Origin of the sequence: Sellimonas catena, from assembly GCF_027924685.1 — a bacterium.
Classification (GTDB): domain Bacteria; phylum Bacillota; class Clostridia; order Lachnospirales; family Lachnospiraceae; genus Sellimonas; species Sellimonas catena.
Genome location: NZ_BSBO01000018.1, coordinates 1 through 24,774, shown reverse-complemented (window position 1 = coordinate 24,774; position 24,774 = coordinate 1). Strand labels below are relative to the sequence as shown.

At 47.5% G+C, this 24,774-nt stretch carries 20 protein-coding genes; 18 read left to right on the top strand and 2 right to left on the bottom strand.

The window, feature by feature from the left end; genetic code table 11:
• Positions 1-6 precede the first annotated feature (6 nt).
• From Selli1_RS09485 to Selli1_RS09390, 18 genes are all read left to right on the top strand, one after another.
• Positions 7-327, top strand: coding sequence for a hypothetical protein (locus tag Selli1_RS09485; protein ID WP_002304332.1), 321 nt, complete (start codon positions 7-9; stop codon positions 325-327).
• A 5-nt stretch (positions 328-332) separates the two neighbouring features.
• Entirely contained in the window at positions 333-725 is a 393-nt protein-coding gene (locus Selli1_RS09480; RefSeq protein ID WP_002304334.1) for a helix-turn-helix domain-containing protein, read from the top strand.
• Between the two features lie 83 nt (positions 726-808).
• On the top strand, positions 809-1,024 hold the full coding sequence (locus Selli1_RS09475; RefSeq protein ID WP_002576404.1) for a Maff2 family mobile element protein: 216 nt from the start codon (positions 809-811) through the stop codon (positions 1,022-1,024).
• 25 nt (positions 1,025-1,049) lie between these two features.
• A complete protein-coding gene (locus Selli1_RS09470; RefSeq protein ID WP_002304374.1) occupies positions 1,050-1,916 on the top strand; it encodes a VirB6/TrbL-like conjugal transfer protein, CD1112 family in 867 nt (288 codons plus the stop codon).
• A gap of 17 nt (positions 1,917-1,933) precedes the next feature.
• Positions 1,934-2,368 carry a PrgI family protein gene (locus Selli1_RS09465; RefSeq protein ID WP_002304375.1) on the top strand — a complete coding sequence of 145 codons (435 nt, stop codon included), beginning with the start codon at positions 1,934-1,936 and terminating at the stop codon, positions 2,366-2,368.
• Positions 2,328-4,715: a VirB4-like conjugal transfer ATPase, CD1110 family gene (locus tag Selli1_RS09460; protein WP_002588967.1), complete on the top strand. Its 2,388-nt coding sequence runs from the start codon at positions 2,328-2,330 to the stop codon at positions 4,713-4,715. The genes Selli1_RS09465 and Selli1_RS09460 overlap by 41 nt, the downstream gene beginning before the upstream one ends.
• Before the next feature lie 3 nt (positions 4,716-4,718).
• Positions 4,719-6,455: a C40 family peptidase gene (locus Selli1_RS09455; protein WP_002304377.1), complete on the top strand. Its 1,737-nt coding sequence runs from the start codon at positions 4,719-4,721 to the stop codon at positions 6,453-6,455.
• A gap of 14 nt (positions 6,456-6,469) precedes the next feature.
• Positions 6,470-6,727 carry a DUF4315 family protein gene (locus tag Selli1_RS09450; RefSeq protein WP_002304378.1) on the top strand — a complete coding sequence of 86 codons (258 nt, stop codon included), beginning with the start codon at positions 6,470-6,472 and terminating at the stop codon, positions 6,725-6,727.
• Entirely contained in the window at positions 6,717-7,400 is a 684-nt protein-coding gene (locus Selli1_RS09445; RefSeq protein ID WP_002578950.1) for a DUF4366 domain-containing protein, read from the top strand. Before Selli1_RS09450 ends, Selli1_RS09445 begins: the two co-directional genes overlap by 11 nt.
• A gap of 151 nt (positions 7,401-7,551) precedes the next feature.
• Complete coding sequence (locus Selli1_RS09440; protein ID WP_002304383.1) at positions 7,552-8,784, top strand: ATP-binding protein; 1,233 nt, start codon at positions 7,552-7,554, stop codon at positions 8,782-8,784.
• 177 nt (positions 8,785-8,961) lie between these two features.
• Positions 8,962-11,037: a DNA topoisomerase 3 gene (locus Selli1_RS09435; RefSeq protein ID WP_002578949.1), complete on the top strand. Its 2,076-nt coding sequence runs from the start codon at positions 8,962-8,964 to the stop codon at positions 11,035-11,037.
• The gene (locus Selli1_RS09430; protein ID WP_002304387.1) at positions 11,034-11,879 is read left to right on the top strand and encodes an LPD16 domain-containing protein; all 846 of its coding nucleotides are present in this window, start codon (positions 11,034-11,036) and stop codon (positions 11,877-11,879) included. The genes Selli1_RS09435 and Selli1_RS09430 overlap by 4 nt, the downstream gene beginning before the upstream one ends.
• Before the next feature lie 13 nt (positions 11,880-11,892).
• Complete coding sequence (locus Selli1_RS09425; RefSeq protein ID WP_002304389.1) at positions 11,893-12,489, top strand: YodL domain-containing protein; 597 nt, start codon at positions 11,893-11,895, stop codon at positions 12,487-12,489.
• On the top strand, positions 12,486-12,692 hold the full coding sequence (locus tag Selli1_RS09420) for a transposon-transfer assisting family protein (protein ID WP_002578948.1): 207 nt from the start codon (positions 12,486-12,488) through the stop codon (positions 12,690-12,692). The genes Selli1_RS09425 and Selli1_RS09420 overlap by 4 nt, the downstream gene beginning before the upstream one ends.
• Positions 12,693-12,710: 18 nt before the next feature.
• Positions 12,711-21,041: a helicase-like domain-containing protein gene (locus tag Selli1_RS09405; RefSeq protein ID WP_002304391.1), complete on the top strand. Its 8,331-nt coding sequence runs from the start codon at positions 12,711-12,713 to the stop codon at positions 21,039-21,041.
• Positions 21,041-21,373 (top strand): plasmid mobilization protein, encoded by a 333-nt coding sequence (locus tag Selli1_RS09400; RefSeq protein ID WP_002578947.1) that lies wholly within the window; start codon positions 21,041-21,043, stop codon positions 21,371-21,373. Before Selli1_RS09405 ends, Selli1_RS09400 begins: the two co-directional genes overlap by 1 nt.
• A gap of 116 nt (positions 21,374-21,489) precedes the next feature.
• Positions 21,490-21,774, top strand: coding sequence for a hypothetical protein (locus Selli1_RS09395; protein ID WP_002578946.1), 285 nt, complete (start codon positions 21,490-21,492; stop codon positions 21,772-21,774).
• 62 nt (positions 21,775-21,836) lie between these two features.
• On the top strand, positions 21,837-23,249 hold the full coding sequence (locus tag Selli1_RS09390) for a relaxase/mobilization nuclease domain-containing protein (RefSeq protein ID WP_002578945.1): 1,413 nt from the start codon (positions 21,837-21,839) through the stop codon (positions 23,247-23,249).
• Positions 23,250-23,550: 301 nt separating this feature from the next.
• Here the strand turns inward: Selli1_RS09390 and Selli1_RS09385 are convergent, their stop codons facing one another.
• Both Selli1_RS09385 and erm(B) read right to left on the bottom strand, forming a co-directional pair.
• Positions 23,551-23,814, bottom strand: a complete 264-nt coding sequence (locus tag Selli1_RS09385) for a topoisomerase DNA-binding C4 zinc finger domain-containing protein (protein WP_118219135.1) — start codon at positions 23,812-23,814, stop codon at positions 23,551-23,553.
• Positions 23,815-23,959: 145 nt separating this feature from the next.
• The gene (gene erm(B), locus Selli1_RS09380; protein ID WP_405595515.1) at positions 23,960-24,688 is read right to left on the bottom strand and encodes a 23S rRNA (adenine(2058)-N(6))-methyltransferase Erm(B); all 729 of its coding nucleotides are present in this window, start codon (positions 24,686-24,688) and stop codon (positions 23,960-23,962) included.
• Between the last annotated feature and the right edge of the window lie 86 nt (positions 24,689-24,774).

The window sequence follows — 24,774 nt, the reverse complement described above, 5'->3', positions numbered from 1 at the left end:
TTCTGTTTGGAAAATCTGAAAACGGTATCTGCCCTGGTTAAGAACATCTTGGAACACGACCACAAGGCAAGAAATACCGACAATCATTTGTACCTGATGGTACTGGAACACTATTCCGGTCTGCGTGGCATCGACATTCATGCCATGACGGTTCCTGTGTTTTTGAAGGAACTGGATAGACGCAGCTTTCCGGGGTTTGAAACTGTCCGCAGAAGCAGACAGAAAGTGCAGGCAACCTACCCTGACCTTGCTCCCAGTGAAGCCGTAGGCAAGCGCAGAGCAAAAAATGAGGTTGTATATCGAGAATTTGCAGAAAGCGAGGTGTAAAAAAAATGACTTGGTGGATCACGGATACCTCTATTGGGCAGCGATTGAAGTTCGTTAGACGATTTCGCCGCCTTACCCAGAAAGAGCTTGGACTCCTGATGGGGTATTCCGAGAAAACAGCGGATGTCCGTATTGCTCAGTATGAGAAAAACGCTCGAACCCCTAATGCAGAAACCACAGCGAAACTCGCAGAGGTTCTGAAGGTTTCACCTGTCGTTTTTTCACCGACAATCTGTGCTTCTCGTGAAGATTTGTTGCAGTCAATGTATTGGCTGTTTCTTATGAAAGGTGGTGGTGATATATATGATTGTGAAACTGAATATGCAAGAAGCAGAATGGAACAGAAACTTGGCGTGATAACCGTCGAGGAGTTCCTTGAAAAGATTCTCGTAAACTAAGCCTTCCGTCCGGTTTTGATGCCGGTAGTACGGAGGGCTTTTTCTATTCTCAAAACAATTTCAAATTTTAGGAGGAAAATATTATGGCATTTTTCAATAGCGCAGTAACCGTTCTTCAGACTCTCGTTATCGCTCTGGGCGCAGGTCTTGGCATCTGGGGTGCAATCAATCTGCTTGAGGGCTACGGCAACGATAACCCCGGCGCAAAGTCCCAGGGCATGAAGCAGCTCATGGCTGGCGGCGGTGTTGCCCTCATCGGCACCACCCTTGTACCTCTGCTCTCCGGACTGTTCGGTTAATCACAAAACAAGGAGGTAATCGCCTTTGGACAGCATACTCCAACAGATCACAGACTGGCTGAAAGAAATGCTCGTTTCAGCTATTATGGGAAATCTGTCGGGGATGTTTGAGTCCGTCAACAACCAGGTTGGCGAGATAGCAACCTCCGTTGGCATGACCCCGGCGAATTTTTCGCCGGGTGTCTTTGCCATGGTACGAAACATCTCCGAGTCAGTGATTATCCCAATCGCAGGCTTGATTCTGACCTTCATTGCCTGTTATGAGCTAATTCAGATGATTATTGACCACAACAATCTGGCAAATTTTGAAACCTGGATCTTCTTCAAATGGGTGTTCAAGACTTTTGTTGCGGTCATGTTAATCACAAACACATTCAATATCACGATGGCTGTGTTTGATGTGACACAGCACGTTATAAACGCAAGCGCCGGTATCATATCCGGAAATACTGCCATAGATGCTTCGGCATTGGAAACAATGGAAGAAACGCTGATGGCAATGGATTTGGGTCCTTTGCTCGGCTTGTTCCTGCAATCCTTTATCGTGCAGGTCACGATGTCCGCTTTGGCAATCATCATCTTTGTGATCGTCTACGGTCGAATGATTGAAATTTATCTGATGGTCAGCCTTGCCCCGATTCCGCTTTCCACTTTTGGAAACAGAGAACAGAGCAATATCGGACAGAATTATCTGCGTTCGCTGTTTGCAATCGGATTCCAGGGATTCCTGATTATGATCTGCGTGGGCATTTATGCGGTGCTGATTCAGTCTATCGCATTCAGTGATGACATCATCGGTTCTATCTGGGGTGTTATGGGCTACACCGTCCTTTTGTGCTTCACCCTGTTTAAGACTGGTTCGCTTGCGAAGGGTGTATTCAGCGCTCACTAAGGGAAGGAGGAAATTGTTTGGCAGCGTATATTCCCGTACCTCGTGACCTGACGAGGGTAAAAACAAAAGTGTTCTTCAATCTGACGAAACGGCAGTTACTTTGCTTTGGTGCGGCGGCGCTCATCGGAGTGCCGATTTTCTTTCTGGTCAAAGCAACCGGAAATGTGAGCCTTGCAGCACTGTCCATGATGATCGTCATGTTACCGTTGTTCTTTCTGGCAATGTATGAAAAGGATAGTCAGCCGTTGGAAGTGGTTGTAGAACACTTCATTCAGACCAAATTCGTTCGTCCCAAGGTTCGCCCTTATCAGACGGACAACTATTATGACGCTTTGATGCGTCAGTACAAACTGGAAAAGGAGGTTGAACGAATTGTTTTTCAAAAAGAAGCCACAGGCAAGAAACATCAAAATGCCTGCAAATCTGAATCGGAAGCAGCAGCGAGAAATTAAAGCTGTTGTGGAACGGGCAAAGAAGGACAACGGTATTCCGCAGACTGCACAGCAGTCCATTCCCTTTCAGAGAATGTTCCCGGATGGCATCTGCCGTGTCACTGACAGTTATTACACCAAGACCATTCAGTTTCAGGACATCAACTATCAGCTGGCACAGCAGGAAGATAAGACTGCCATCTTCGATGAGTGGTGCAGTTTCCTGAATTTCTTTGACAGCTCCATTCACTTTGAGCTTTCCTTTATGAACCTGAGTACCGATGCTGAAAGCTTTGAAAAGAGTATCCGTATCCCGTTCAAGAAGGACAGCTTCAATCCCGTCCGTGCCGAGTATAGCCAGATGCTGAAAAAGCAGTTGGCGCAGGGCAACAACGGCTTGACCAAAACCAAGTACCTGACATTCGGCATTGAAGCCGAATCCATGCGGCAGGCAAAGCCGAGACTCAACCATATCGAAAACGATCTGCTCAATAACTTTCGGCGTTTGGGTGTCATTGCCACTACCATGAACGGCAAAGAGCGGCTGCATCTGATGCACTCTATGTTCCACATGGGTGATAATGATAAGTTCTTCTTCGATTGGAAGTATCTTGTGGAATCCGGGCTGTCCGTAAAGGACTTCATTGCTCCGACGGCGTTTGCCTTTAAGACCAACCGCACCTTCCAGATGGGCAGTATCTTCGGTTCGATGTCTTATCTGGCAATTACGGCATCAGACCTGTCTGATCGTATGCTGGCGGATTTTCTGGATATGGAATCCACGCAGATCGTGACCATGCACATCCAGTCGGTTGACCAGACTGCGGCGATTAAGACCATCAAGAGAATCATCACCGAGCTTGACCGTTCCAAAATCGAGGAACAGAAAAAGGCTGTGCGTTCTGGCTATGACATGGACATTATCCCATCTGACCTTGCTACCTATGGTAAAGATGCGAAGTCACTTCTGAAAGAATTGCAGAGCCAGAATGAGCGAATGTTCATGGTGACATTTCTGGTGCTGAACACCGGGCGCACCGAGCAGGAACTGGAGAACAATGTGTTCCAGGCACAGAGCATCGCCCAGAAGCATAACTGCAATCTGCGTCGTTTGGATTTTCAGCAGGAATCCGGACTGATGAGCAGCCTGCCTTTGGCACAAAACCTGATTGAGATTCGTCGTGGCCTGACTACCAGTTCCACGGCTATTTTTGTGCCTTTCACCACGCAGGAGCTGTTCCAGAATGGTGGAGAAACGCTCTATTACGGGCTGAATGCTCTGTCGAACAACCTTATCATGGTGGACAGAAAGAAGCTCAAGAACCCCAACGGACTGATTCTGGGTACTCCCGGTTCCGGTAAATCCTTTTCCGCAAAGCGTGAAATCACCAATGCGTTCCTGGTTACGGATGACGATATTATCATCTGCGACCCCGAAGCGGAATATGCGGCTCTGGTTCACAAGTTCAATGGTCAGGTGGTAAAAATCAGCTCCTCCAGTACCAACTATATCAACCCTATGGACATCAACCTGAACTACTCTGAGGATGACAACCCGGTAGCACTGAAAGCTGATTTTATCCTGTCCCTCTGTGAGTTGATTATGGGCAGTAAGGATGGCTTGCAGCCTATCGAAAAGACGGTTATCGACCGTTGTGTGCATCAGATTTACCAGAGATATTTCGACAATCCTGCCCCTGAGAATATGCCGATCCTTGAGGATTTGTATGATGCCCTTCTGAAACAGGACGAAAAGGAAGCCCACCATGTAGCGACCGCCTTGGAAATCTATGTTAAGGGTTCTCTGAAACTGTTTAACAACAGAACCAATGTGGATATTCAGAATCGTCTGGTGTGCTTCGACATTAAGGAGCTGGGCAATCAGCTGAAAAAAATCGGTATGCTGATCGTTCAGGATCAGGTCTGGGGGCGTGTAACTGCCAACCGTTCTGCCGGTAAATCGACCAGATATTATATTGACGAGTTCCATCTGCTTCTGAAGGAAGAACAGACGGCAACCTATTCCGTAGAAATCTGGAAGCGATTCCGTAAATGGGGCGGCTTGCCGACCGGTATTACTCAGAATGTCAAAGACCTGCTTCGTTCCCCGGAGATTGCCAACATCCTCGAAAACTCTGATTTCATCTATATGCTGAATCAGGCAAGCGATGACCGAAGTATTCTGGCACAGCGGTTGAACATTTCGCCGCATCAGCTGTCCTATGTAACCAACTCCGGTGAGGGCGAAGGACTTCTGTTCTATGGCAATGTGATTCTGCCGTTCATTGACCGATTCCCGACAGATCTGGAACTGTATCGCATTATGACCACGAAGTTAAACGAGGTGGCACAGGAAAAGGAGGCGTAATGTATGGCGAAAAGACCTACACGACTCCGTTTTACCGAAGATGACCTTGCAGATTCTCATGTGAAGAAAGCTGCCGACCGTGCAGATAAGGCGGTTGATAGGGCTGAAAAAGCGGCAGACAAATTGGCTTCTAAAAAGGCAAAGCCGAAGCTAAAGCTGGAAACAGATGCAGCCGGTTCCCGTAAAGCAAAGCTCCGTTTTGAAAAAGCGGAGTTTACGGAAATCGAGCGCCCATCTGTGGCAAAGCACATGGCAAGCCGTGGTGCCGCAGTCACGCTCACATCCAAAGCACATCGGGCGGTGTCAGAATATGAGGATGATAATATCGGCGTTCAGGCTGTGCAGGAAACGACCAAGGCTGTTGAATCCACTGTCTATACCGTCGATCATGCCGTTTACAGTCACAAGCTGAAAGCCTACGACAAGGCGGAAAAGCTGGTTGAGAAGTCAGATAAAGCAAATGTAAATGCCCTGTATGAGAAGTTCAAAAAGGACAACCCCGATGCCGGTTCCAATCCCTTTTCCCGTTGGCAACAGAAAAGGGCAATCAAGAAAGAATATGCTGCCGCCAAAGCCGGTAAGAATACCGCTTCGACAACGGCTTCTGCATCTAAGGGTGCAGGCAAGGCAACGGGCAAAGCAGCTCAGGGAGCCAAGAACATCACAGAAAGAGTAACGGAGTTCTGCACCACACACTCTAAAACGATTCTGTTTGTTTTGATTGCCGGACTGCTTTTTATGATACTCTCAGGGATGTTCTCGTCTTGTTCGGCTATGTTCCAAGGCGGCACACAGATCATTCTGGGAACTTCTTTTACTGCAAAAGAGGAAGATATTATTGGTGCGGACAATGATTACAAGGCTTTGGAAGCTGCGCTCCGCAATAAAATCAATAATATCGAGCGTACTCATAGCGGATATGACGAGTACCGGTATGACCTTGATGAAATCAACCACAATCCTTATGAGCTGGCGGCGTATTTGACGGTGAAGTTTGAGGATTACACCAGAGATGAGGTGCAGGCTACCCTGCAATGGCTATTTGAGCAACAATATGAGCTGACCCTGACGGAAGTAGTAGAGATTCGTACACGAACAACATCTTCTACTGATCCCGAAACGGGAGAGACAACAACAGAGGAAGAAGATTACGAATATTATATTCTGAATGTGAAGCTCAGAAATAAGGGCTTGAACAGTGTGATTTCAAATTCCGGCTTGTCGGAAGATGATATGGAGCGATATAGAATTTTGCTTCAGACAAGGGGCAACAGACCGGATATTTTCGGAAATGACATTTACGCCACCCCTGGCGGCGAGTACACCGATTATGATATTCCGGGCGAAGCGCTGACAGACACAAGATTTGCCAATATGATTCGGGAAGCTGAAAAATATCTGGGATACCCGTATGTGTGGGGCGGCAGCAGCCCGTCTACCTCCTTTGACTGCTCCGGATTTGTTTCCTATGTAATCAATCACTGCGGAAACGGTTGGAGTGTTGGTCGTTTGACCGCAAACGGTTTGATGGGCGTATGCGACATTATCCCGAAAAGCTCTGCCAAACCGGGAGATTTGATTTTCTTCCAAGGCACTTATGATACCTCCGGTGCATCACACGTTGGTATCTATGTTGGCAATGGTATGATGATCCACTGCGGAAACCCCATTTCCTACGCTTCTATCGAATCGAATTACTGGCAACAGCATTTTTACTGCTTCGGCAGAATCAGAAACTAAAGGAGGGATGGCGATTGAGTGCCAAGTTAGACAGAATAGGTGCAGACCTTGAAAAAGCCCGTAAGAAACGGGCAGAATGGGATGCTAAGGTGAAAGACCTGGAACGCAGATACCGTGAGGAGGAAAATTCCGAAATCCATGAGATGGTTCATGCTGCGAACCTGAATCCCGAACAGCTTTCCGAGCTGCTCCGTATGTTTGCTGCGGATATGGCTCCGAAGCCTGATACGATCAATACTATGAATGAGGAGGAAACGCAGAATGAGATTTAAGAAAATTGGAGCCGCATTGCTGGCGTGTGCAATGTGTTTTGGCGTGTTTTCTACAACGGCATTTGCCTATGTAGATGAAAGCGTAGCGACTGAAGAACCTGCGGTCGAAGAAAAAGTTCCCGAAACAGAGCCGGAGGAGCCGATGCTACCGCTTACTCCCGACGGCAATCTGACTTTGGTTGATGACGCTGGCTCGCCTACGAAAAGCGGAAAGCAGTTCATTACCGCTGTAACCAAAAACGGAAACTACTTCTATATCATCATTGACCGTGATGATAAGGGCGAGGAAACCGTGCATTTTCTGAATCAGGTGGATGAAGCCGACCTGCTCAAGCTGATGGACGAGGAAGAAGTTGCAGAGTTCACCAAGCCGGTTGAGGAAACAAAGCCGGAAGTAGTTGAAACAGTTCCTGAAATTACAGAACCGACACCGGAGGAAAAGCCGAAATCCACAAATATGCTCCCGGCGATTCTTACTCTGATTGTGCTTGCCTGTGGTGGTGGATTCTTCGTATTTAAGAAAGTCCAGGAAAAGAAGAAGGCACAGGAAGCGGCAAAGCCTGACCCAGATGCTGATTATGTGGACGATGACGAGGACTATGGGTACGATCCGGAGTTTGAGGACGACGATGAAGATAGCTCCGTCGATGAAGATGATAATGAACCTGTGTAAACAGGATAGGCTTGATGCCTGGGGCAGCCTTCGGGTTGCCTTTACATAGTTTCCGCTTTCAAAAAATAAAAAAATTTGCGTTTTTGAAAGTGACATCTTGCATATACTATTAGCAGACAGTATAATAAGTACAGCGAAGCGGTTTCGAGAAATGAAAAAACTTCAATTTTTGAAAGCGGGTGACTATATGAAAACAATCACGAGAGCAAAATATCTCGATAGAATCATTGAACTGAATGGTACTCCTGACATCAAGATCATCACGGGCATTCGTCGATCTGGTAAGTCCAAATTGATGCAGGCGTATATTGCGTATCTGAAAAGCAATTTTGAAAACATCAATATTATCTTCATCGACTTCATGGATTTGGCGTATGAAGAAATCAAGGAATACCATGCCTTACACGCCTATGTGGAAGAACATTATCAGGAAGGAAAAACGAACTACCTGTTTGTAGACGAGGTTCAGATGTGTCCCAAGTTTGAGTTGGCAATCAATAGCCTGTACTCTAAGGGAAAATACGACATCTATGTAACAGGCTCTAATGCTTTCCTGTTGAGTGCAGATCTGGCAACTCTGTTTACCGGACGCTATATTGAAATTCATGTGTTTCCTTTCAGCTTCCAGGAATATTGCCAGTATTATGATGATATTAGTGACAAAGATAAGCTCTTTGATGAGTACGCTATCAAGGGCGGTTTAGCAGGTTCCTATGCTTATAGAACCGAAAAAGACAGAACAAACTATATCAAAGAGGTCTACGAAACGATTGTTACAAGGGATTTGGTACAGAAATATACTCTCCCGGACACTTTGGTTTTACAACGTCTGAGCGAGTTCCTTATGGATAATATCAGCAACCTGACTTCTCCGAATAAGGTCAGTCAGCTACTGACAGCAAATGAGACTCCAACCAATCATGTAACCGTCGGCAAGTACATTAAGTATTTGTGCAATGCTTTTGTATTTTATGATATTAAGAGATATGACATCCGAGGTAAGAAATACCTTGAAAGCTCTGAAAAGTTCTATTTGTGTGACAGCGGTATTCGATATGCAATACTGGGAAGCAGAAATATAGACTATGGCAGAGTATATGAAAACGTTGTTTGTATCGAGCTTCTTCGCCGTGGATATGATGTCTATGTCGGCAAGCTCTATCAAAAGGAAATCGACTTTGTTGCTCAGAGAGGTAGCGAAAAGATTTATATTCAGGTCAGCGACAACATTTCCGGGCAGGAAACATTTGAGAGAGAATGCTCTCCTCTGCTTCAGATTCGAGACGCTTATCCGAAAATGATTATTGCCAGAACCAAACATCCCCAATATAGCTATGAAGGAATCGAAATTCACGATATAGCCGATTGGTTGCTACAAGAATAAGCAAGGTGAAATATCTCCGTCATTCTCTTTTGAAATGATGGAGATATTTTTATTATGACGGAGATTGTAGAACAGAAAATTGTATCAGGTTGCAAAAATCCTTTCCGAACTTTTTACATAGCAGTCATGCACTACGGTGTGTGGCTGCTTATTTTTTTGTGAAAGGAGCAGATGCAAATGAAATTAGTTTTGGCTGAAAAGCCTTCGGTTGCACAGAGTATTGCCAAAGTGTTAGGTGCTGCCAAGCGTGAGGATGGCTACTTAGAGGGAAACGGATATGTGGTCAGCTGGTGTGTAGGGCATTTGGTGGAGCTGGCACAGCCGGAAGTCTATGATGCGAAGTACAGCAAATGGGCTTATGCAGACCTTCCTATCTTCCCGATGGACTGGCAGTATGAGGTTTCTGCCGGTACGAAAAAACAGTTTGGGATTCTGAAAAAGCTCATGGCCAGAGAAGATGTTGCGAGTCTTGTGTGTGCAACAGATGCCGGTCGTGAGGGCGAGCTGATCTTTCGGTTGGTGTACCACAAAGCCGGGTGCAGAAAGCCGTTTGAGCGGCTTTGGATTTCCTCGATGGAAGATGTAGCAATCAAGGAGGGCTTTGAAAATCTCAGGTCTGGAACGGAATATGATGCTTTGTATGAAGCAGCACTGTGTCGAGAACGAGCCGACTGGATTGTTGGTATTAACGCTACTCGACTTTTTTCGACCCTTTACGGGCAGACCCTGAATGTTGGTCGTGTTATGACCCCTACCCTTGCTATGGCTGTTATGCGAGAAGCTGCCATTTCCGCATTCAAGCCTGAACTGTTCTACACAGTTCAGATTGGATTGGATGGTTTTACGGCTGCAAGCGAACGCTTCAAAACCAAGGCAGCAGCCGAAGCTGTCAAACAAAGCTGTTCGGTGGCAATCGTTCAGAAAGCTGAATGTAAGGAGAAAACAGAAAAGCCGCCTGCGCTCTATGACCTGACCAGTTTACAGAGAGAAGCCAACCGTGTGCTTGGCTACACGGCACAGCAGACCTTGGACTACACGCAGAACCTCTATGAAAAGAAACTGGTCACTTATCCCCGTACCGACAGCAGGTTTCTGACGGAAGATATGGCACATAGCCTGACCGACCTCGTAAAGCTGGCTTTCCACACATTCCCCGTGGAGGATGTGGATAACATACCAGTTCATGCAGAGCAGGTTGTGAATAACAAAAAGGTCACAGATCACCATGCCATCATTCCGACCAGAGAATTGCAGAAATGCAATCTGAGCGAACTTCCCAAGGGTGAACTTGCAATTTTGCAACTGATCTCGAATCGGTTGTGCGTAGCTGTTGGCGATCCGCACCGATACGCAGAGACAGTTATTGAGCTGGACTGTGGCGGTACCGTGTTTTCCACCAAAGGCAAAACTGTTGTGCAGGATGGATGGAAAGCTCTGGTTCAGAAAAATGATTCGACAAAATCCGACGAAAACGTGCAGACACTCCCTTCTGTTTCCGTTGGTGACGAAATGACCGTCAGCGGCACGGAAATCAAGGAAGGGAAAACATCTCCCCCTAAACACTTTACCGAGGATACTCTGCTTTCTGCTATGGAAACTGCCGGTGCGGACGAAATGCCTGATGAGGTGGAGCGCAAAGGTTTGGGAACGCCTGCGACCCGTGCCGGTATCATTGAGAAGCTGGTTCGCATCGGTTTTCTGGAGCGTAAGGGTGATAAGAAAACCAAACACCTGATTCCGACCCACAAGGGTACGGCTCTGGTAACAGTCATGCCGGAACAGATTCAGTCCCCATCCATGACGGCGGATTGGGAAGAAAAATTGTTGCTCATTGAGAAAGGCGAATATGCCAGCGAGGACTTTATGGACGAGATCAAAGATGTGATTGCCGGTCTGATTCAGAACTATGAAGTAATCCGTGATTCCGAGGTTATGATGTCGAAAGAAGCCAATTCTATCGGCAAATGCCCGCTCTGCGGCAGTGCTGTAGAGGACAAAGCCAAGGCATTTTTCTGTTCCAACAGAGCTTGCAAATTTGCCCTCTGGAAAAACAATCGCTACTTTGCGAGCATCGGCAAGAGCATGACTTCTGCCACGGCGCAGAAATTGCTTGGTTCCGGCAAGGTAAAGCTCAAGAATTGCAAGTCCGAAAGAACGGGCAACACCTTTGATGCCACCGTCTTTATGGAGGTATCAGATGATGGCAAAACGAAGTTCAGTATGGAATTTGAAAATGGAGGAAAGCGCAAATGACAAATGAGTACAACCCGGATGGTAAGGAAATCCGATTTATCGACAGCCATTATAAGGATTTGTTTCATATCCCCGATGGCAGCTGTGTGCAGATTCACTACCCGGATGAAATGGTTGTGAAGCCCTGCACCTTCATTGACGAGTATCATACGCAGATCGGATACAATGTGTTTCATATCTGCCAGTTTGCAGAAATTATGGAGCGCAACGGCGCAAGCTATATGCCGGAGCCTGAGATTATGGGCGATGAAGCCGCATGGAAGGTCGGAAAGGATAGAATCCTTGCGGTGCAGACCTGCGAAGATGGTTACGACTACACCCTGTTGGATGAAAACTACAACGAGATTGATGGCGGTCAGGTTGATAACCCTGAACTGTCCATGCTCGAAGTCCGCCGGGATATTCTGGAATCCTTCGGGCTGGAGCGCCGGGAACTGCGGGCAATGTTCTATGAGGATGTCATGGAGCAGGCTTTTGAAGTCGGCAGACAGGCGGTGGTGGTCAATGACCCTATCGCTGAGCTTGCTTTTAAGCTCGACCGTTTTGCAGAGAACTTCGACCCCTATGAATATATGGATCAGGTCGATGATGTGCAGGCGCATATCCAAGAAATCAAGGCAGATCTTGCCGCTGGTAATACGGCTCCGTATCGTGAGTTCCTGAATACAGCCATTGAAGAAGCCCGTGAGGAAACTGCGGTTGAGGTTGCCAAAGTGCTGAAAAGTCAGCTGGATAAGCTCGACTCTCCGAAGCGTGAGTCGGTCATGGAAAAACTGGCACAGGCCGCAGAAAAAGCTGCGCCTGCCAGTCCCTCTCCCAAACGCAAAGAGCCTGAACGATAAGGAGGACACGGATATGAAAAACGAAAAATGGGATGATGTTCACGGAAATACCACCCCGGATGACAGAATGGTTGCTTTTCTGGAAAGCCCCACGGATTCCTATGCGATTCTTCAGCTGCGGGAAGATGTAGACGATAATATCCCGCTCATGTTTGCAAATTACAGCTACCTTCAGAAGAAAGAAATGGAGCCTGAGATTGACCGTTACGAGGTGGTCTATCATGGCTCCATTTCTATGTCCGAGGATGTGAATCGGCAGCTGGAAGATTTGTATGTAAAGTTCAATATTGACCACCCGGATGATTTCCGTGGTCACAGTATGTCGGTCAGCGACATCGTAGCCTTAAAGGTAGTCGGTGAGGTATCCTTTCACTATGTAGATTCTGTTGGGTTTCAGAAGCTGGAAAACTTTATGAAGTCCGAAAACTACCTGAAAAACGCAGAGATGGCAATGGAAGATGATTATGGGATGATTGACGGTATCATCAATAACGGAAAAGCGTCCGGATTAGAGGAACGTCCTTCGGTGTTGGAGCAGTTAAAGGAAAAGCCCGTGCCGGATGTTTCCCATAAGCCGCCCAAGAGCCACCCGGAAAGGGAGATTGAATGATGGATTTCACACAGGATGAGCGGAACATGATGATGCTTTACAGCCCTGGCACAAGGTCAGGGCTGTGTGAAGCACTGACACTGATGAAGGAACAGCTTTCGGAGGACGAGTCAGAGCTTTTTGCTTTGGCAGACTCGGTTCTCCGTAAAGTTTCAGCCATGGACGATGCCGCCTTTGAGAAGCTGAACCTTTATCCGGATTGATAGGATTGGAGGGATACAATGAACGCAAAAGAGCGATTTTATTCCGGATTAGCAAAAGAAACGATTGGGAAAATCACCTCGAACACAGATAACTGGACTTCGTTTTTGAGAACGATGTCCCGCAACTATGAGTTCACCTATCCGGAACAGGTGATGATTTATGCTCAGCGCCCCAATGCGACCTTTTGCAAGCCCTATGAGGACTGGAACGCTGAAAATTACCGCAGATATGTAAAGCGTGGCTCTACCGGCATTGCTCTGTTTGTGATGAACAGGGATAAACCGTATCTGCGCTATGTGTTTGATGTGGCGGATACCGGCGTTCGCCGTTCTTCCCCGGAACTGAAACCGTGGGAGGTGACGCCTGAAAACCGCTCCTATGTCATGGAAGCGATGGAGCGTACCTTCGGTGTTGCCGCTGACGGGGTACTGGAAGCACAGCTTGAAGATATTGCATCCGCACTGGCGGCTGAGTATTGGGACGATTACAAAAAGCAGTTCCTCGACATCGTTGCCAACAGCTTCCTTGAGGAGTATGATGAACTCAACATCGAAGTAGCTTTCAAAAATGCGGTGGCAAACAGCGTATCCTATACGATGTATTGCCGGTTCGTGGAAAGTCCCGACAACTACTTCGAGCATGAGGATTTCCAGAAGGTGTTTGATTTTAACACCAGACAGACGGTAAATGCCCTTGGTACTGCGGTGAATGCCATCAGCACAAGGATGTTTCAGGAAATCGAAAAAGCGATTGGAGAACATGAGCAGATTAAAGCTACCGAAAGGAGTACAGATTATGAGCGAGATGACTTACAGACAGGCCGGAGATTATCAGATTCCGAACCTTCAGTTGGAGAACGAGGGAGAGAAACCTCTGGGCAAGTACGGCAGGATGCGTCGAGCATTTTTGGAACAGAACAATCCGATGCTCCTGAACGACATGATTCTGACGGAGAGCCTGTTCCCGCACCTGTGGGAGATCGAGGAAACAGCGAAAGCCAGAGTGGAGTTTCTGATGGAGCAGTACCTGAAGGACAGCCCCGCACCGGACAAGGAAACGCAGCAGATGGCGTGGGTGCAGCACATGAACAGCCTGAAAGCACAGGCGGAGGAAGTCGTGATGACGGAGCTTATCAACAGCTGAGTCTGAACCTTTTCCTCTCCGAAAATGAACAAATCAGTTTTATCGACCGAGCAGAGAGCTTTACGCCCTCTGCTTTTTCTTTTGCCCAGGAAGAAATCGACCACTTCCTTCTGCTTGGTAGCAATACCGATGAAGCCCGAAAAGTCGTAGCGCTGGAATATATGAAGCAGAAGCCGTTGGAAGAAATCGTTCAGACCTTAAAGCAGGTCTATCACGGCGGCTATGGTCTGAAAGAAGATAGCGGGAATATCTGTGCGTGGTATGCCGAGGACGGTATCCACCTTGCCAAAGGTTCCTCTGCCATTGACAGCCCCAGAGCGCAGATCGTTTCTTGGGAAACGGTTGCCGAGCGCATTGGAGAACTGCTTGAAAATGGTCGGTTCGCAACTAATGTGGAACTGGTAGAAGCATCCGGATATGAGCGTCAGAAGTTGGCAGAATCCCTGTGGCATCTTTATCACGATTTGAGTGAAGAAGCCCGTTCCAGCAACTATCTGGCAATTCTTCATCAGGAACCGTTTCGTGGTTTCCCTGACGAAACCGCAGACTTGGCTGAAAAGTTGGATGACCCTCGTTTCCACGCAACCTTGGTACAGCAGTATTCGGAATTTAGAAAAACCCTTGCGGAAAATCCCGATCTGCTTCGTTTTCACTATCACAAGCTGAATCTCATTCAGAAACAGCTGTATGAGTTGAATATGCCTTTGCGTGAGTATCAGACCGATATGATGCAGATGCCCCTTGTCCGCCAGTTCATTACGGATGATGAAGTCAATGCAGACTTGACCCGTGGAAGCGGCTTTTCCGGTGGTAAAGCCCGTATTTATAACTACTGGCAGGAGAATCATTCTGCCAAGGAAAAGATGGACTTCCTGAAGCATGAATACGGAACCGGTGGTCATTCCCATGCCTGCTCTGGTGCAACGCACAGCGGTCAGGATCACGATGCCAAGGGTGTTGCTTACACCAAGAGCGGTTGCGATAAATTGCAGATGTCCTGGGCGCAGGTGGTGCAGAGAATCGACGGTCTGATACGAAAGGGACGCTACCTCAGCCCGGAGGAAGAAGCGGAACGACAGGCTATCGAAGAAGCTAAAACTGATCCGTTGGAAGATGTTTATGACCGTTTCGCAGTGATTGATACCGAGGATGGCGAGTATGCGATCTGGGATAATCAGACCGATGACTACTATGTAGACCCGGAAGGCGTTACGGAATACTTCACGGACGAATGGCTTGCCAATGACTATTTGGAGGAAGTTCGTCAGTCCGTAGCTGCGATGGAGTCGGTTCAGCCAGAAGCGCCTGTGGCAGAGCCTGCCGAAGTTGTGGAAGCATCTGCTTCCGAGGAACCGAAATGGAATTATCAGGTCGGTGACACGGTATATCTGGACGATACAGCTTTCCGTGTGGAGCAGATCACGGACAGAGAAGTTCAGCTGCGTGACCCTACGCTTGCTTATCCCATCTTCCGTGCCGAGAATCGTGAGAATTTCGAGCGTATGCTCTCTCAGGACGAAAGAAACCATGCGGTAAGGGTTGATGCCCAAACCGAAGAAAAGCCCGTTACAGAGGATTTTCTGGGCAAAACCGAACCGAGGGACTACACCCCTGAGTATCAGCTGTTAGACCGTCTGCGTATGGACTGCGAATACTTCCTTGGTGCAGGACAGCACAGCGAAAAGCATCTGTGGGCAGGCAACCGCCATGCACAGATTGCCAAGATGCGTGAGCTGTATGAAATGATTCCCGACAAACCAGAATGGCTGACACCTGAGATGATTAACAGCTACGAGGAGCGCATGGCTCCCCGCTATCTGGTTGCCGCCTACCATCACTTTGAAAACGGCTTCGATGATAAACTGGACTACTACACTCTGGAAGAAGCGGAAAAAGCTGCCCAGGGCTATGTGGACGGAACCATGGAGGATGACGGATTCAAGTACGATGGTGCTGCCGTTTACGATCAGCAGGAGCATAAGTGCATCCGTATCTATGGGGACTACCCTGACGAAAAGGCACACGCACAGGTCAGAGCCAGTGCGGAACCCGAACAGCAGGAACCGGAACACTTCATCGATCATTTTTATGTTGCCGAGGACATTCAGAAGCGGGGTGCGCTGGACATCAAGGAATACAGTTCCTTTGATGATGCCCTGCGAGCCTACTATGCACTTCCTGACACGCAGAGAAAAGCCCTGGGTGCAATGAATACCAGAGATCTGCCGGGTAGTCTGGACTTCGTACAGTGCGTAGATGGAAAGGACACCATCATTCAGGATTATGCCCAGGTGGACGGATGGCAGAATGCCGAAGTCATGGACATTATCGCTCAGCTTGAGCAGTCCATCACCACCAGAGAAATCCCACCTGTTCCTGCGGTGAACTTCCACATCACGGATGACAACATCGGTGAAGGTGGACCGAAGCAGAAATTCGCAAGAAACATCGCAGCCATTGAAACTCTGTTCAAACTGGAAAGCGAGAACAGGAACGCCACTACCGAAGAACAGGAGATTTTGTCGAATTATGTCGGTTGGGGCGGTCTGGCAGATGCCTTTGACCCGGACAAGGGAAATTGGGCGAAGGAGTATCAGACACTGAAAAACCTGCTTTCCGAAGATGAATATGCTGCGGCAAGAGCTTCCACCCTGAACGCACATTACACCAGCCCTACGGTCATTCGCTCCATCTACGATGCGGTCGGACAGATGGGCTTTGAAACAGGAAATATTCTGGAGCCTGCTATGGGTATCGGCAACTTCTTTGGTATGCTCCCTCCTGAAATGCAGAGCAGCCGTTTGTATGGTGTGGAACTGGATTCCATCACCGGCAGAATTGCTCAGAAGCTCTATCCCAACGCAGAAATCAAAGTAGCCGGTTTTGAAACGACAGACCGCCGAGACTTTTACGATCTGGCTGTGGGTAATGTCCCTTTCGGCAACTACAAAGTGTCCGACAAGCCGTATGACAAGCTGGGATTCTCCATTCACAACTATTTCTTTGCCAAGGCTTTGGATCAGGTTCGTCCCGGTGGTGTGGTCGCTTTTGTGACAAGCCGTTACACCATGGATTCCAAGAACTCTGACGCAAGGCGATATATGGCGCAGAGGGCGGAACTGCTTGGTGCAATCCGTCTGCCAAACGATGCCTTTAAGAAAAACGCAGGCACGGAAGTCGTGTCCGACATCCTGTTCCTGCAAAAGCGTGACCATCCGATTGACATTGTACCGGAATGGGTAAACCTTGACCGCACCGAAGAAGGACACACCATGAACAGCTACTTTGTCGCTCATCCTGAAATGGTTCTGGGCGATACGGTGGAAGAAAGTACCGCCTACGGCATGGACATTACAGTGCGTCCCATTGAGGGCATGGAACTGTCCGAACTTCTGAAAGAAGCAGTTTCCCACATCCAAGGAACCTATCAGGCTGTGGAGCTTCCCGAAGCTGACAAGGGTAAGGAAATCGAAACCATTCCTGCAACCCCGGATGTAAAGAATTTCTCTTATACCGTGGTGGATGGCAATGTGTACTTCCGTGAAAACTCCCTGATGCGCCGTGTAGACCTGAATGAGAAAGCAAAAGACCGTGTGATGGGCATGGTGGAACTTCGTGGTATCGTCAACGAGCTGATCGAATATCAGCTTGAGGATTACCCGGATGAAATGATTACTCAGAAACAGGCAGAACTGAATGATGCCTACGATGCGTTTGCCGCAAAGAACGGGCTTATCAATAATCGAGCCAATGGTCAGGCATTTGCTGACGATTCCTCCTACTATCTCCTGTGTTCTCTGGAAAATGTGGATGAGGACGGCAATCTGAAAAGCAAGGCGGATATGTTCACCAAGCGAACCATCAAGCCGGAACGCAGAGTGACGAGCGTGGATACGCCGTCCGAAGCTCTGGCAATCTCTATCGGTGAGCGTGGCAAGGTGGATTTGCCGTTTATGGCACAGCTGCTTGGAACACCTGGAGAATACGATGCGATTCAGGCAGAGCTTCGAGGGGTGATCTTCAAAGACCCGATGGCTCCCGATGCTGTGGAAGTTGGATGGCAGACTGCCGATGATTACCTTTCCGGTGATGTAAGAAGCAAGCTGCGTGTCGCACAGATGGCGGCAGACAGGGATTCTTCCTTCCACATCAATGTGGAAGCCTTGCAGAAAGCACAGCCGAAGGACTTGGATGCGTCCGAGATTGATGTGCGTTTGGGTGCAACATGGATTGATGCCGATTATATTCAGCAGTTCATGGAGGAAACCTTTGAAACGCCGTATTACTTGCGCCGTTCCATTGAGGTCAAGTTCTCCGAGCTGACCGCAGAGTGGCGCATCAACGGTAAGAGTTCTCCCAACTACAACGATGTGGCGGCGTATGTCACCTACGGTACAGAGCGAGCCAACGCATATCGGATTCTGGAGGAAACGCTGAATCTGAAGGATATTCGTATCTATGATACGATTGAAGATGCAGATGGTAAGCAGAAGCGTGTCCTCAATAAAAAAGAAACTACCCTGGCACAGCAGAAACAGCAGGCAATCAAGGATGCGTTCCGAGATTGGATTTGGAGAGATCCGCACAGACGAGAAACCCTTTCCACCAAGTACAACGAACTTTTTAACTCCACCAGACCTCGTGAGTATGATGGCTCTCATATCCGTTTCGGCGGCATGAACCCGGATATTACCCTCCGTGAACACCAGAGAAATGCTATCGCTCATGTGCTATATGGTGGAAATACGCTGCTTGCACACGAAGTTGGTGCGGGCAAGACCTTCGAGATGGCTGCATCGGCTATGGAGAGTAAACGGCTTGGATTGAGCCAGAAATCCCTGTTCGTTGTGCCGAATCACTTGACCTTACAGTGGGCAAACGAGTTCCTGCACCTCTATCCGAGTGCCAAGCTCCTTGTTGCCACCAAGAAGGATTTTGAAACAGCAAACCGTAAGAAGTTCTGCGCTCGTATCGCAACGGGTGACTATGATGCAGTCATCATCGGTCACAGCCAGTTTGAAAAAATCCCGCTTTCTGCCGAACGACAGGAACGGCAGCTGCGGGAGCAGATTGATGAGATCGAGGGTGCGATTGCGGAGCTGAAATGGCAGCGTGGCGAAAACTTCACGATCAAGCAGATGGAGAAAACACGAAAATCATTGGAAGCCAGACTGGACAAGCTCCTTGCCGCTGACAAGAAAGATGATGTCATTACCTTTGAGCAGTTGGGTGTAGACCGGCTGTTTGTGGACGAAAGCCATGCGTTCAAGAATTTGTTCCTCTACACAAAAATGCGAAATGTGGCAGGTCTGTCCACCTCCGAAGCCCAGAAATCTTCGGATATGTTTATGAAGTGCCGCTATATGGATGAGCTGACCGGCGGGCGTGGTGTGATCTTTGCAACCGGTACTCCAGTAAGTAACTCGATGACCGAGCTTTATACGGTCATGCGCTATCTCCAGTACAGTACGCTCCAGCAAAAGAACCTGACCCATTTTGATTCCTGGGCATCGACCTTCGGAGAAACAACAACTGCGATTGAGCTTGCACCGGAGGGAACCGGCTATCGTGCCAGAACCCGATTTGCGAAGTTCTTCAACCTGCCTGAACTGATGAATATGTTCAAGGAGGTTGCCGACATCAAGACCTCTGACCAGTTGCATCTCCCTGTTCCCGAAGCAAAGTTTGAAACGGTTGTGGTTCAGCCCTCTGAGTACCAGAAGGATATGGTGGCTTCCCTTTCAGAGAGAGCAGCAGATGTTCATGCCGGTATTGTAGACCCGTCCGTCGATAATATGCTCAAGATTACCAGCGACGGACGAAAATTGGGACTGGATCAGCGGCTAATGAACACCCTGTTACCCGATGACCCTGACAGCAAGCTCAATGCCTGCGTGGGAAATATCCTGCGTATCTGGCAGGACGGTCAGGCTGACAAATTGACCCAGTTGGTGTTCTGCGACCTTAGCACACCGAAAAATGATGGAACCTTCAATGTCTATGATGATGTCAAAACCAAGCTGATTGCAAACGGTGTGCCTGCGGAAGAAGTTGCCTTTATCCATGATGCAGATACCGAGGCAAAGAAAAAAGACCTCTTTGCCAAGGTTCGTACCGGGCAGGTGCGAGTGCTTCTTGGCAGTACGCAAAAGATGGGTGCAGGAACCAACGTCCAGGACAAATTGGTGGCAGTTCACCACTTGGATGTGGGTTGGCGTCCGTCTGATATGACCCAGAGAAACGGTCGTATCATCCGTCAGGGCAACCGGAACAAAGAGGTTCAGGTGTATCAGTATGTGACCGAGGGAACCTTCGATGCCTACCTGTATCAGACCTTGGAAAACAAGCAGAAGTTTATTTCTCAGATTATGACCTCCAAATCACCGGTTCGCTCCTGTGACGATGTGGATGAGCAGGCGCTGTCCTATGCGGAGATCAAGGCGCTGTGTGCCGGCAATCCGCTTATCAAGGAAAAGATGGACTTGGACATTGATGTGGCAAGGCTGAAGGTGCTGAAAGCTGACCACCAGAGCCAGCAGTACCGTATGGAAGATAAGCTTCTGAAATACTTCCCGGCTGAGATTGAAAAGCAGACAGGCTATATTCATGGCTTTGAAGCTGATATTAAAACCGTGGAAGCACACCCGCAGATTGCCGATGGCTTTTGCGGCATGGAAATCATGGGCAAAGCCTACACCGAAAAGGCAGATGCCGGTGAAATCCTCCTTGCGGCTTGTAAGGACACGAAAAGTGCCGATCCGGTTCCTCTTGGCAGTTACCGTGGCTTTCAGATGGAGCTTTCGTTTGACAGTTTCCGGAACGAGTTCGATGTGACCCTGAAGGGCGCTGTGAGCCACAGAGTAGCCCTTGGAACGGACGCACGAGGAAATATCACCCGACTGGACAATGCCCTTGCAGGCATCCTTGAGCGCTTAGAACGAGCCAATGAGCAGTTGAATAATCTCTACAATCAGCAGGAAGCAGCCAAGGCGGAGGTTGGAAAACCGTTCCCGCAGGAAGCAGAGCTGACAGCCAAAAGTCAGCGACTGGCAGAACTGGATGCAGCCCTGAATATGGAGGACTCTGTGGAAAATCGTGACGAAAGAAGCGAGTCAGAGCGTCCTTCTGTGTTGGCTGATCTGAAATCCAAAGCGGAGCATATCCCGCCTGCAAAATACTCTGAAACCCGTGAGGAGGTGTTGTAATGGCAAAGCGAGATCAGGATGTTCATTTCCTTGCATCCAAGGAGGAGGTCGAGCGAATCCATGAGAAGATGGACGAGCTTGGCATCCGCAGCATGGGAGCCTATCTGCGGAAAATGGCTCTGGATGGTTACTGTATCAGACTGGATTTGCAGGATGTGAAAGCCCTGGTTTCGCTCCTGCGAATCTGCTCCAACAACCTGAACCAGTACGCAAAGCGAGCGAACGAAACAGGCAGCATCTATCGTGCTGACATTGAGGATTTGCAAAAACGGCTGGAGGAGATCTGGACGGACATGAGAGAAGTTCTTGTTCGCCTGTCCTCAATCCAGTAATCCGACAACTTGTTGGGAAGTCGCAGTTTCGGCTGCGGCTTTTACATAAGGGTTGACATCATTGCGTTATGGCAGATACCCTTGTACAATATAATTAAAAGAAAGGGGTTGAGCCTATGAAGCTGGTATTGAAGATATTGGCACTGCCGGTGCTGTTCGTTGTAAAAGTGATTTGCATTCTTGGAAATCTGCTTACAAATGTTGTGTCCTATGTAATTGGTTTATTGCTCTTGGTCATTGGCGGATCTGCGATTTACTGCATTGTAAAGGCTTTGTGGCAGTCCCTGCTTATTCTTGTGGTTCTTGGAATTGCGACAATAGCAGCGGTGTTCTTGCTCGTCTGGGCTGTTATGAAAGTCGAGAATATTGGAGAAAGTCTGGGAGCATTTATCAGGTCATAAGATAATATCAGAGAAAAGTCACCGACCGGTGGCTTTTTCTTTTTGGGAAGGAAGTGATGGGAATGGCAGCGACAAGATTGATTGCACTCCATGTGAATAAGGGAAAGACGGTCGCTCAATGTTTGGCAGACAGAACCGACTACTCACAAAATGCCGCAAAAACCAATGATGGCGAATTTATCAGTTCCTATGAGTGTGATCCAAAGACAGCAGATGAGGAATTTCTGCTTTCCAAACGGCAGTATCAGCATATTACCGGCAGACAGCAGAAGAACAATATCATCGCATACCAGATACGCCAGTCCTTTAAGCCGGGAGAAATCACCCCGGAAGAAGCGAACCAAGTCGGCTATGAAACAGCGATGCGATGGACAAAGGGAAAACACGCTTTCATCGTTGCGACCCACATCGACAAATCCCACATTCACAATCATATCATTTATAATTCGACCTCGCTGGATGCCACACGGAAATTCAAAAACTTCTTTCTTTCCGGTCTGGCGGTGCAAAGACTCAGTGATATGGTTTGCCTGGAACACGGGCTGTCCATTATTACACCGAAGCCGTATCGGGAGCGCCAGAAAAGAACTGTTTATCCCAAGAAGCGTACCCAGCGTGACGAATTATGTGATGCGATTGATGCGGTGCTGAAGCAGAAACCAAAGAGCTTTGATGGCTTTGTTCAGGCTCTGGCTGACATGGGATTTGAGTTCAAGGATGGAAAGCAGCCTGCGTTCAAGGGCGAGAATCAGAAGCGTTTCATTCGGCTGCGTTCCCTGGGCGAAGGATATAGCAAAGAGGAAATTCAAGCGGTTATCTCCGGCAAGAACCTGCACAAATCAAAAGGCGGCTCTGCCAAGGCTCCTGCCCCGAAGCAGTTCCAGATGCTGATTGATATTCAGGCAAAGATGGCCGAGGGCAAGACGGTCGGTTATGAAAAGTGGGCGAAGAAGTTCAACCGAAAAGAAGCTGCCCGAACGGTAATCCTACTGAAAGAAAAAGGCTTGGGCAACTACGACGATCTGACTGCTCATATTGAAAATCTGTCTGCCCGGTTCGATGCGCTTTCTGATTCTATCAAGGTCGCAGAGAAACGTATGGTTGAGGTTCAGGCGTTGCAGCAGCACATCAAAAATTATCGCAACACAAGGCAAATTTATATCGAGTACCGCAAGTCTGGATATAGCAAAAAATTCTTTGAAGAACACCGTCAGGAAATCACAATTCATAAAGCGGCGAAGCAAGCCTTTGATGAATTGCAGATTACAAAGCTCCCGTCCATGCAATCATTGTATGAGGAGTTTCATCAGCTGGCAGTCCAGAAAAAGCAGGACTACGCTGAGTACCGTCAGATCAGAAAAGAGAAAGAAGAACTGCTGATTGCCAAACGGACGGTTGAAACGATTTTGAATATCGACAGGCAGAAAGAGCAGGAAAAAGAGAAAGAGAAAGAGGAAAAGAAGAACTTCCGTTAAAGCAAAAAGCCACGGTCTGCACTCCCCAAAGGGTGCGGATCGTGGCTGCTTTTTTGCTTTTCGATTTCGGTGCTTTCAACCATGGGCAAATTTTTATTCTACTGTTCTTTGAGAAACGATTGAAAATCGTGTAGCCATCATCGGCAGATGATGTTCAAAGGGGATTGGGGATGCTTCCCCAACAAGCAAATTTGCGAAGATTGCACCGAAGGGAAAATCGAGAAAATGAGTGAACCTGTACAGGTTTACACTGCTTGCCAATTTGTGAGATTATGAATTTAGTATCGAGAATAGGGTACACCTAAATTTTGCAATGCTGCAACCCTATCATCGTTGCATGGATGAGTTGAGTATCTTTCGTTTTGATTCCTTTTACCAGGGTTTCTTTTCCCTCTAGTAATTCTTTTACATTTGTTTTGGTGAGTTTTTTCTTTCTAAAATGTTCAGCTAAAGTGAAGGTACATTCAGGATAATTTGAACAACCATAAAACGATTTTTTTAATACAATATTGTTGCCACACTTAGGACATTTTCCTACAAGGGGTCCCGAGCGCTTAGTGGGAATTTGTACCCCTTATCGATACAAATTCCCCGTAGGCGCTAGGGACCTCTTTAGCTCCTTGGAAGCTGTCAGTAGTATACCTAATAATTTATCTACATTCCCTTTAGTAACGTGTAACTTTCCAAATTTACAAAAGCGACTCATAGAATTATTTCCTCCCGTTAAATGATAGATAACTATTAAAAATAGACAATACTTGCTCATAAGTAACGGTACTTAAATTGTTTACTTTGGCGTGTTTCATTGCTTGATGAAACTGATTTTTAGTAAACAGTTGACGATATTCTCGATTGACCCATTTTGAAACAAAGTACGTATATAGCTTCCAATATTTATCTGGAACATCTGTGGTATGGCGGGTAAGTTTTATTAAGACACTGTTTACTTTTGGTTTAGGATGAAAGCATTCCGCTGGCAGCTTAAGCAATTGCTGAATCGAGACTTGAGTGTGCAAGAGCAACCCTAGTGTTCGGTGAATATCCAAGGTACGCTTGTAGAATCCTTCTTCAACAATCAGATAGATGTCAGACGCATGGCTTTCAAAAACCACTTTTTTAATAATTTGTGTGCTTAAATGGTAAGGAATACTCCCAACAATTTTATACCTCTGTTTGTTAGGGAATTGAAACTGTAGAATATCTTGGTGAATTAAAGTGACACGAGTATTCAGTTTTAATTTTTCTGACGATAAGTTGAATAGATGACTGTCTAATTCAATAGACGTTACCTGTTTACTTATTTTAGCCAGTTTCGTCGTTAAATGCCCTTTACCTGTTCCAATTTCGTAAACGGTATCGGTTTCTTTTAAATTCAATTGTTTTATTATTTGGTTGAGTATGATATTGTCAAGATTAGTTGACACATTTTTCTCAAGGATATCACTGACTATGCAGCCACCTCCAAAGCCTCATAGTACTGCCTGCGTTTTACCATGGGAGGAAGGCCGCCATTGGCAGAGCAGAT

Excerpts from the sequence above, each read along its gene's own strand:
- Selli1_RS09480 (WP_002304334.1), top strand. The coding sequence starts at position 333 with ATGACTTGGTGGATCACGGATACCTCTATTGGGCAGCGATTGAAGTTC.
- Selli1_RS09475 (WP_002576404.1), top strand. The coding sequence starts at position 809 with ATGGCATTTTTCAATAGCGCAGTAACCGTTCTTCAGACTCTCGTTATC.
- Selli1_RS09460 (WP_002588967.1), top strand. The coding sequence starts at position 2,328 with ATGCCTGCAAATCTGAATCGGAAGCAGCAGCGAGAAATTAAAGCTGTT.
- Selli1_RS09455 (WP_002304377.1), top strand. The coding sequence starts at position 4,719 with ATGGCGAAAAGACCTACACGACTCCGTTTTACCGAAGATGACCTTGCA.
- Selli1_RS09445 (WP_002578950.1), top strand. The coding sequence starts at position 6,717 with ATGAGATTTAAGAAAATTGGAGCCGCATTGCTGGCGTGTGCAATGTGT.
- Selli1_RS09440 (WP_002304383.1), top strand. The coding sequence starts at position 7,552 with ATGAAAAAACTTCAATTTTTGAAAGCGGGTGACTATATGAAAACAATC.
- Selli1_RS09435 (WP_002578949.1), top strand. The coding sequence starts at position 8,962 with ATGAAATTAGTTTTGGCTGAAAAGCCTTCGGTTGCACAGAGTATTGCC.
- Selli1_RS09430 (WP_002304387.1), top strand. The coding sequence starts at position 11,034 with ATGACAAATGAGTACAACCCGGATGGTAAGGAAATCCGATTTATCGAC.
- Selli1_RS09425 (WP_002304389.1), top strand. The coding sequence starts at position 11,893 with ATGAAAAACGAAAAATGGGATGATGTTCACGGAAATACCACCCCGGAT.
- Selli1_RS09420 (WP_002578948.1), top strand. The coding sequence starts at position 12,486 with ATGATGGATTTCACACAGGATGAGCGGAACATGATGATGCTTTACAGC.
- Selli1_RS09405 (WP_002304391.1), top strand. The coding sequence starts at position 12,711 with ATGAACGCAAAAGAGCGATTTTATTCCGGATTAGCAAAAGAAACGATT.
- Selli1_RS09400 (WP_002578947.1), top strand. The coding sequence starts at position 21,041 with ATGGCAAAGCGAGATCAGGATGTTCATTTCCTTGCATCCAAGGAGGAG.
- Selli1_RS09395 (WP_002578946.1), top strand. The coding sequence starts at position 21,490 with ATGAAGCTGGTATTGAAGATATTGGCACTGCCGGTGCTGTTCGTTGTA.
- Selli1_RS09390 (WP_002578945.1), top strand. The coding sequence starts at position 21,837 with ATGGCAGCGACAAGATTGATTGCACTCCATGTGAATAAGGGAAAGACG.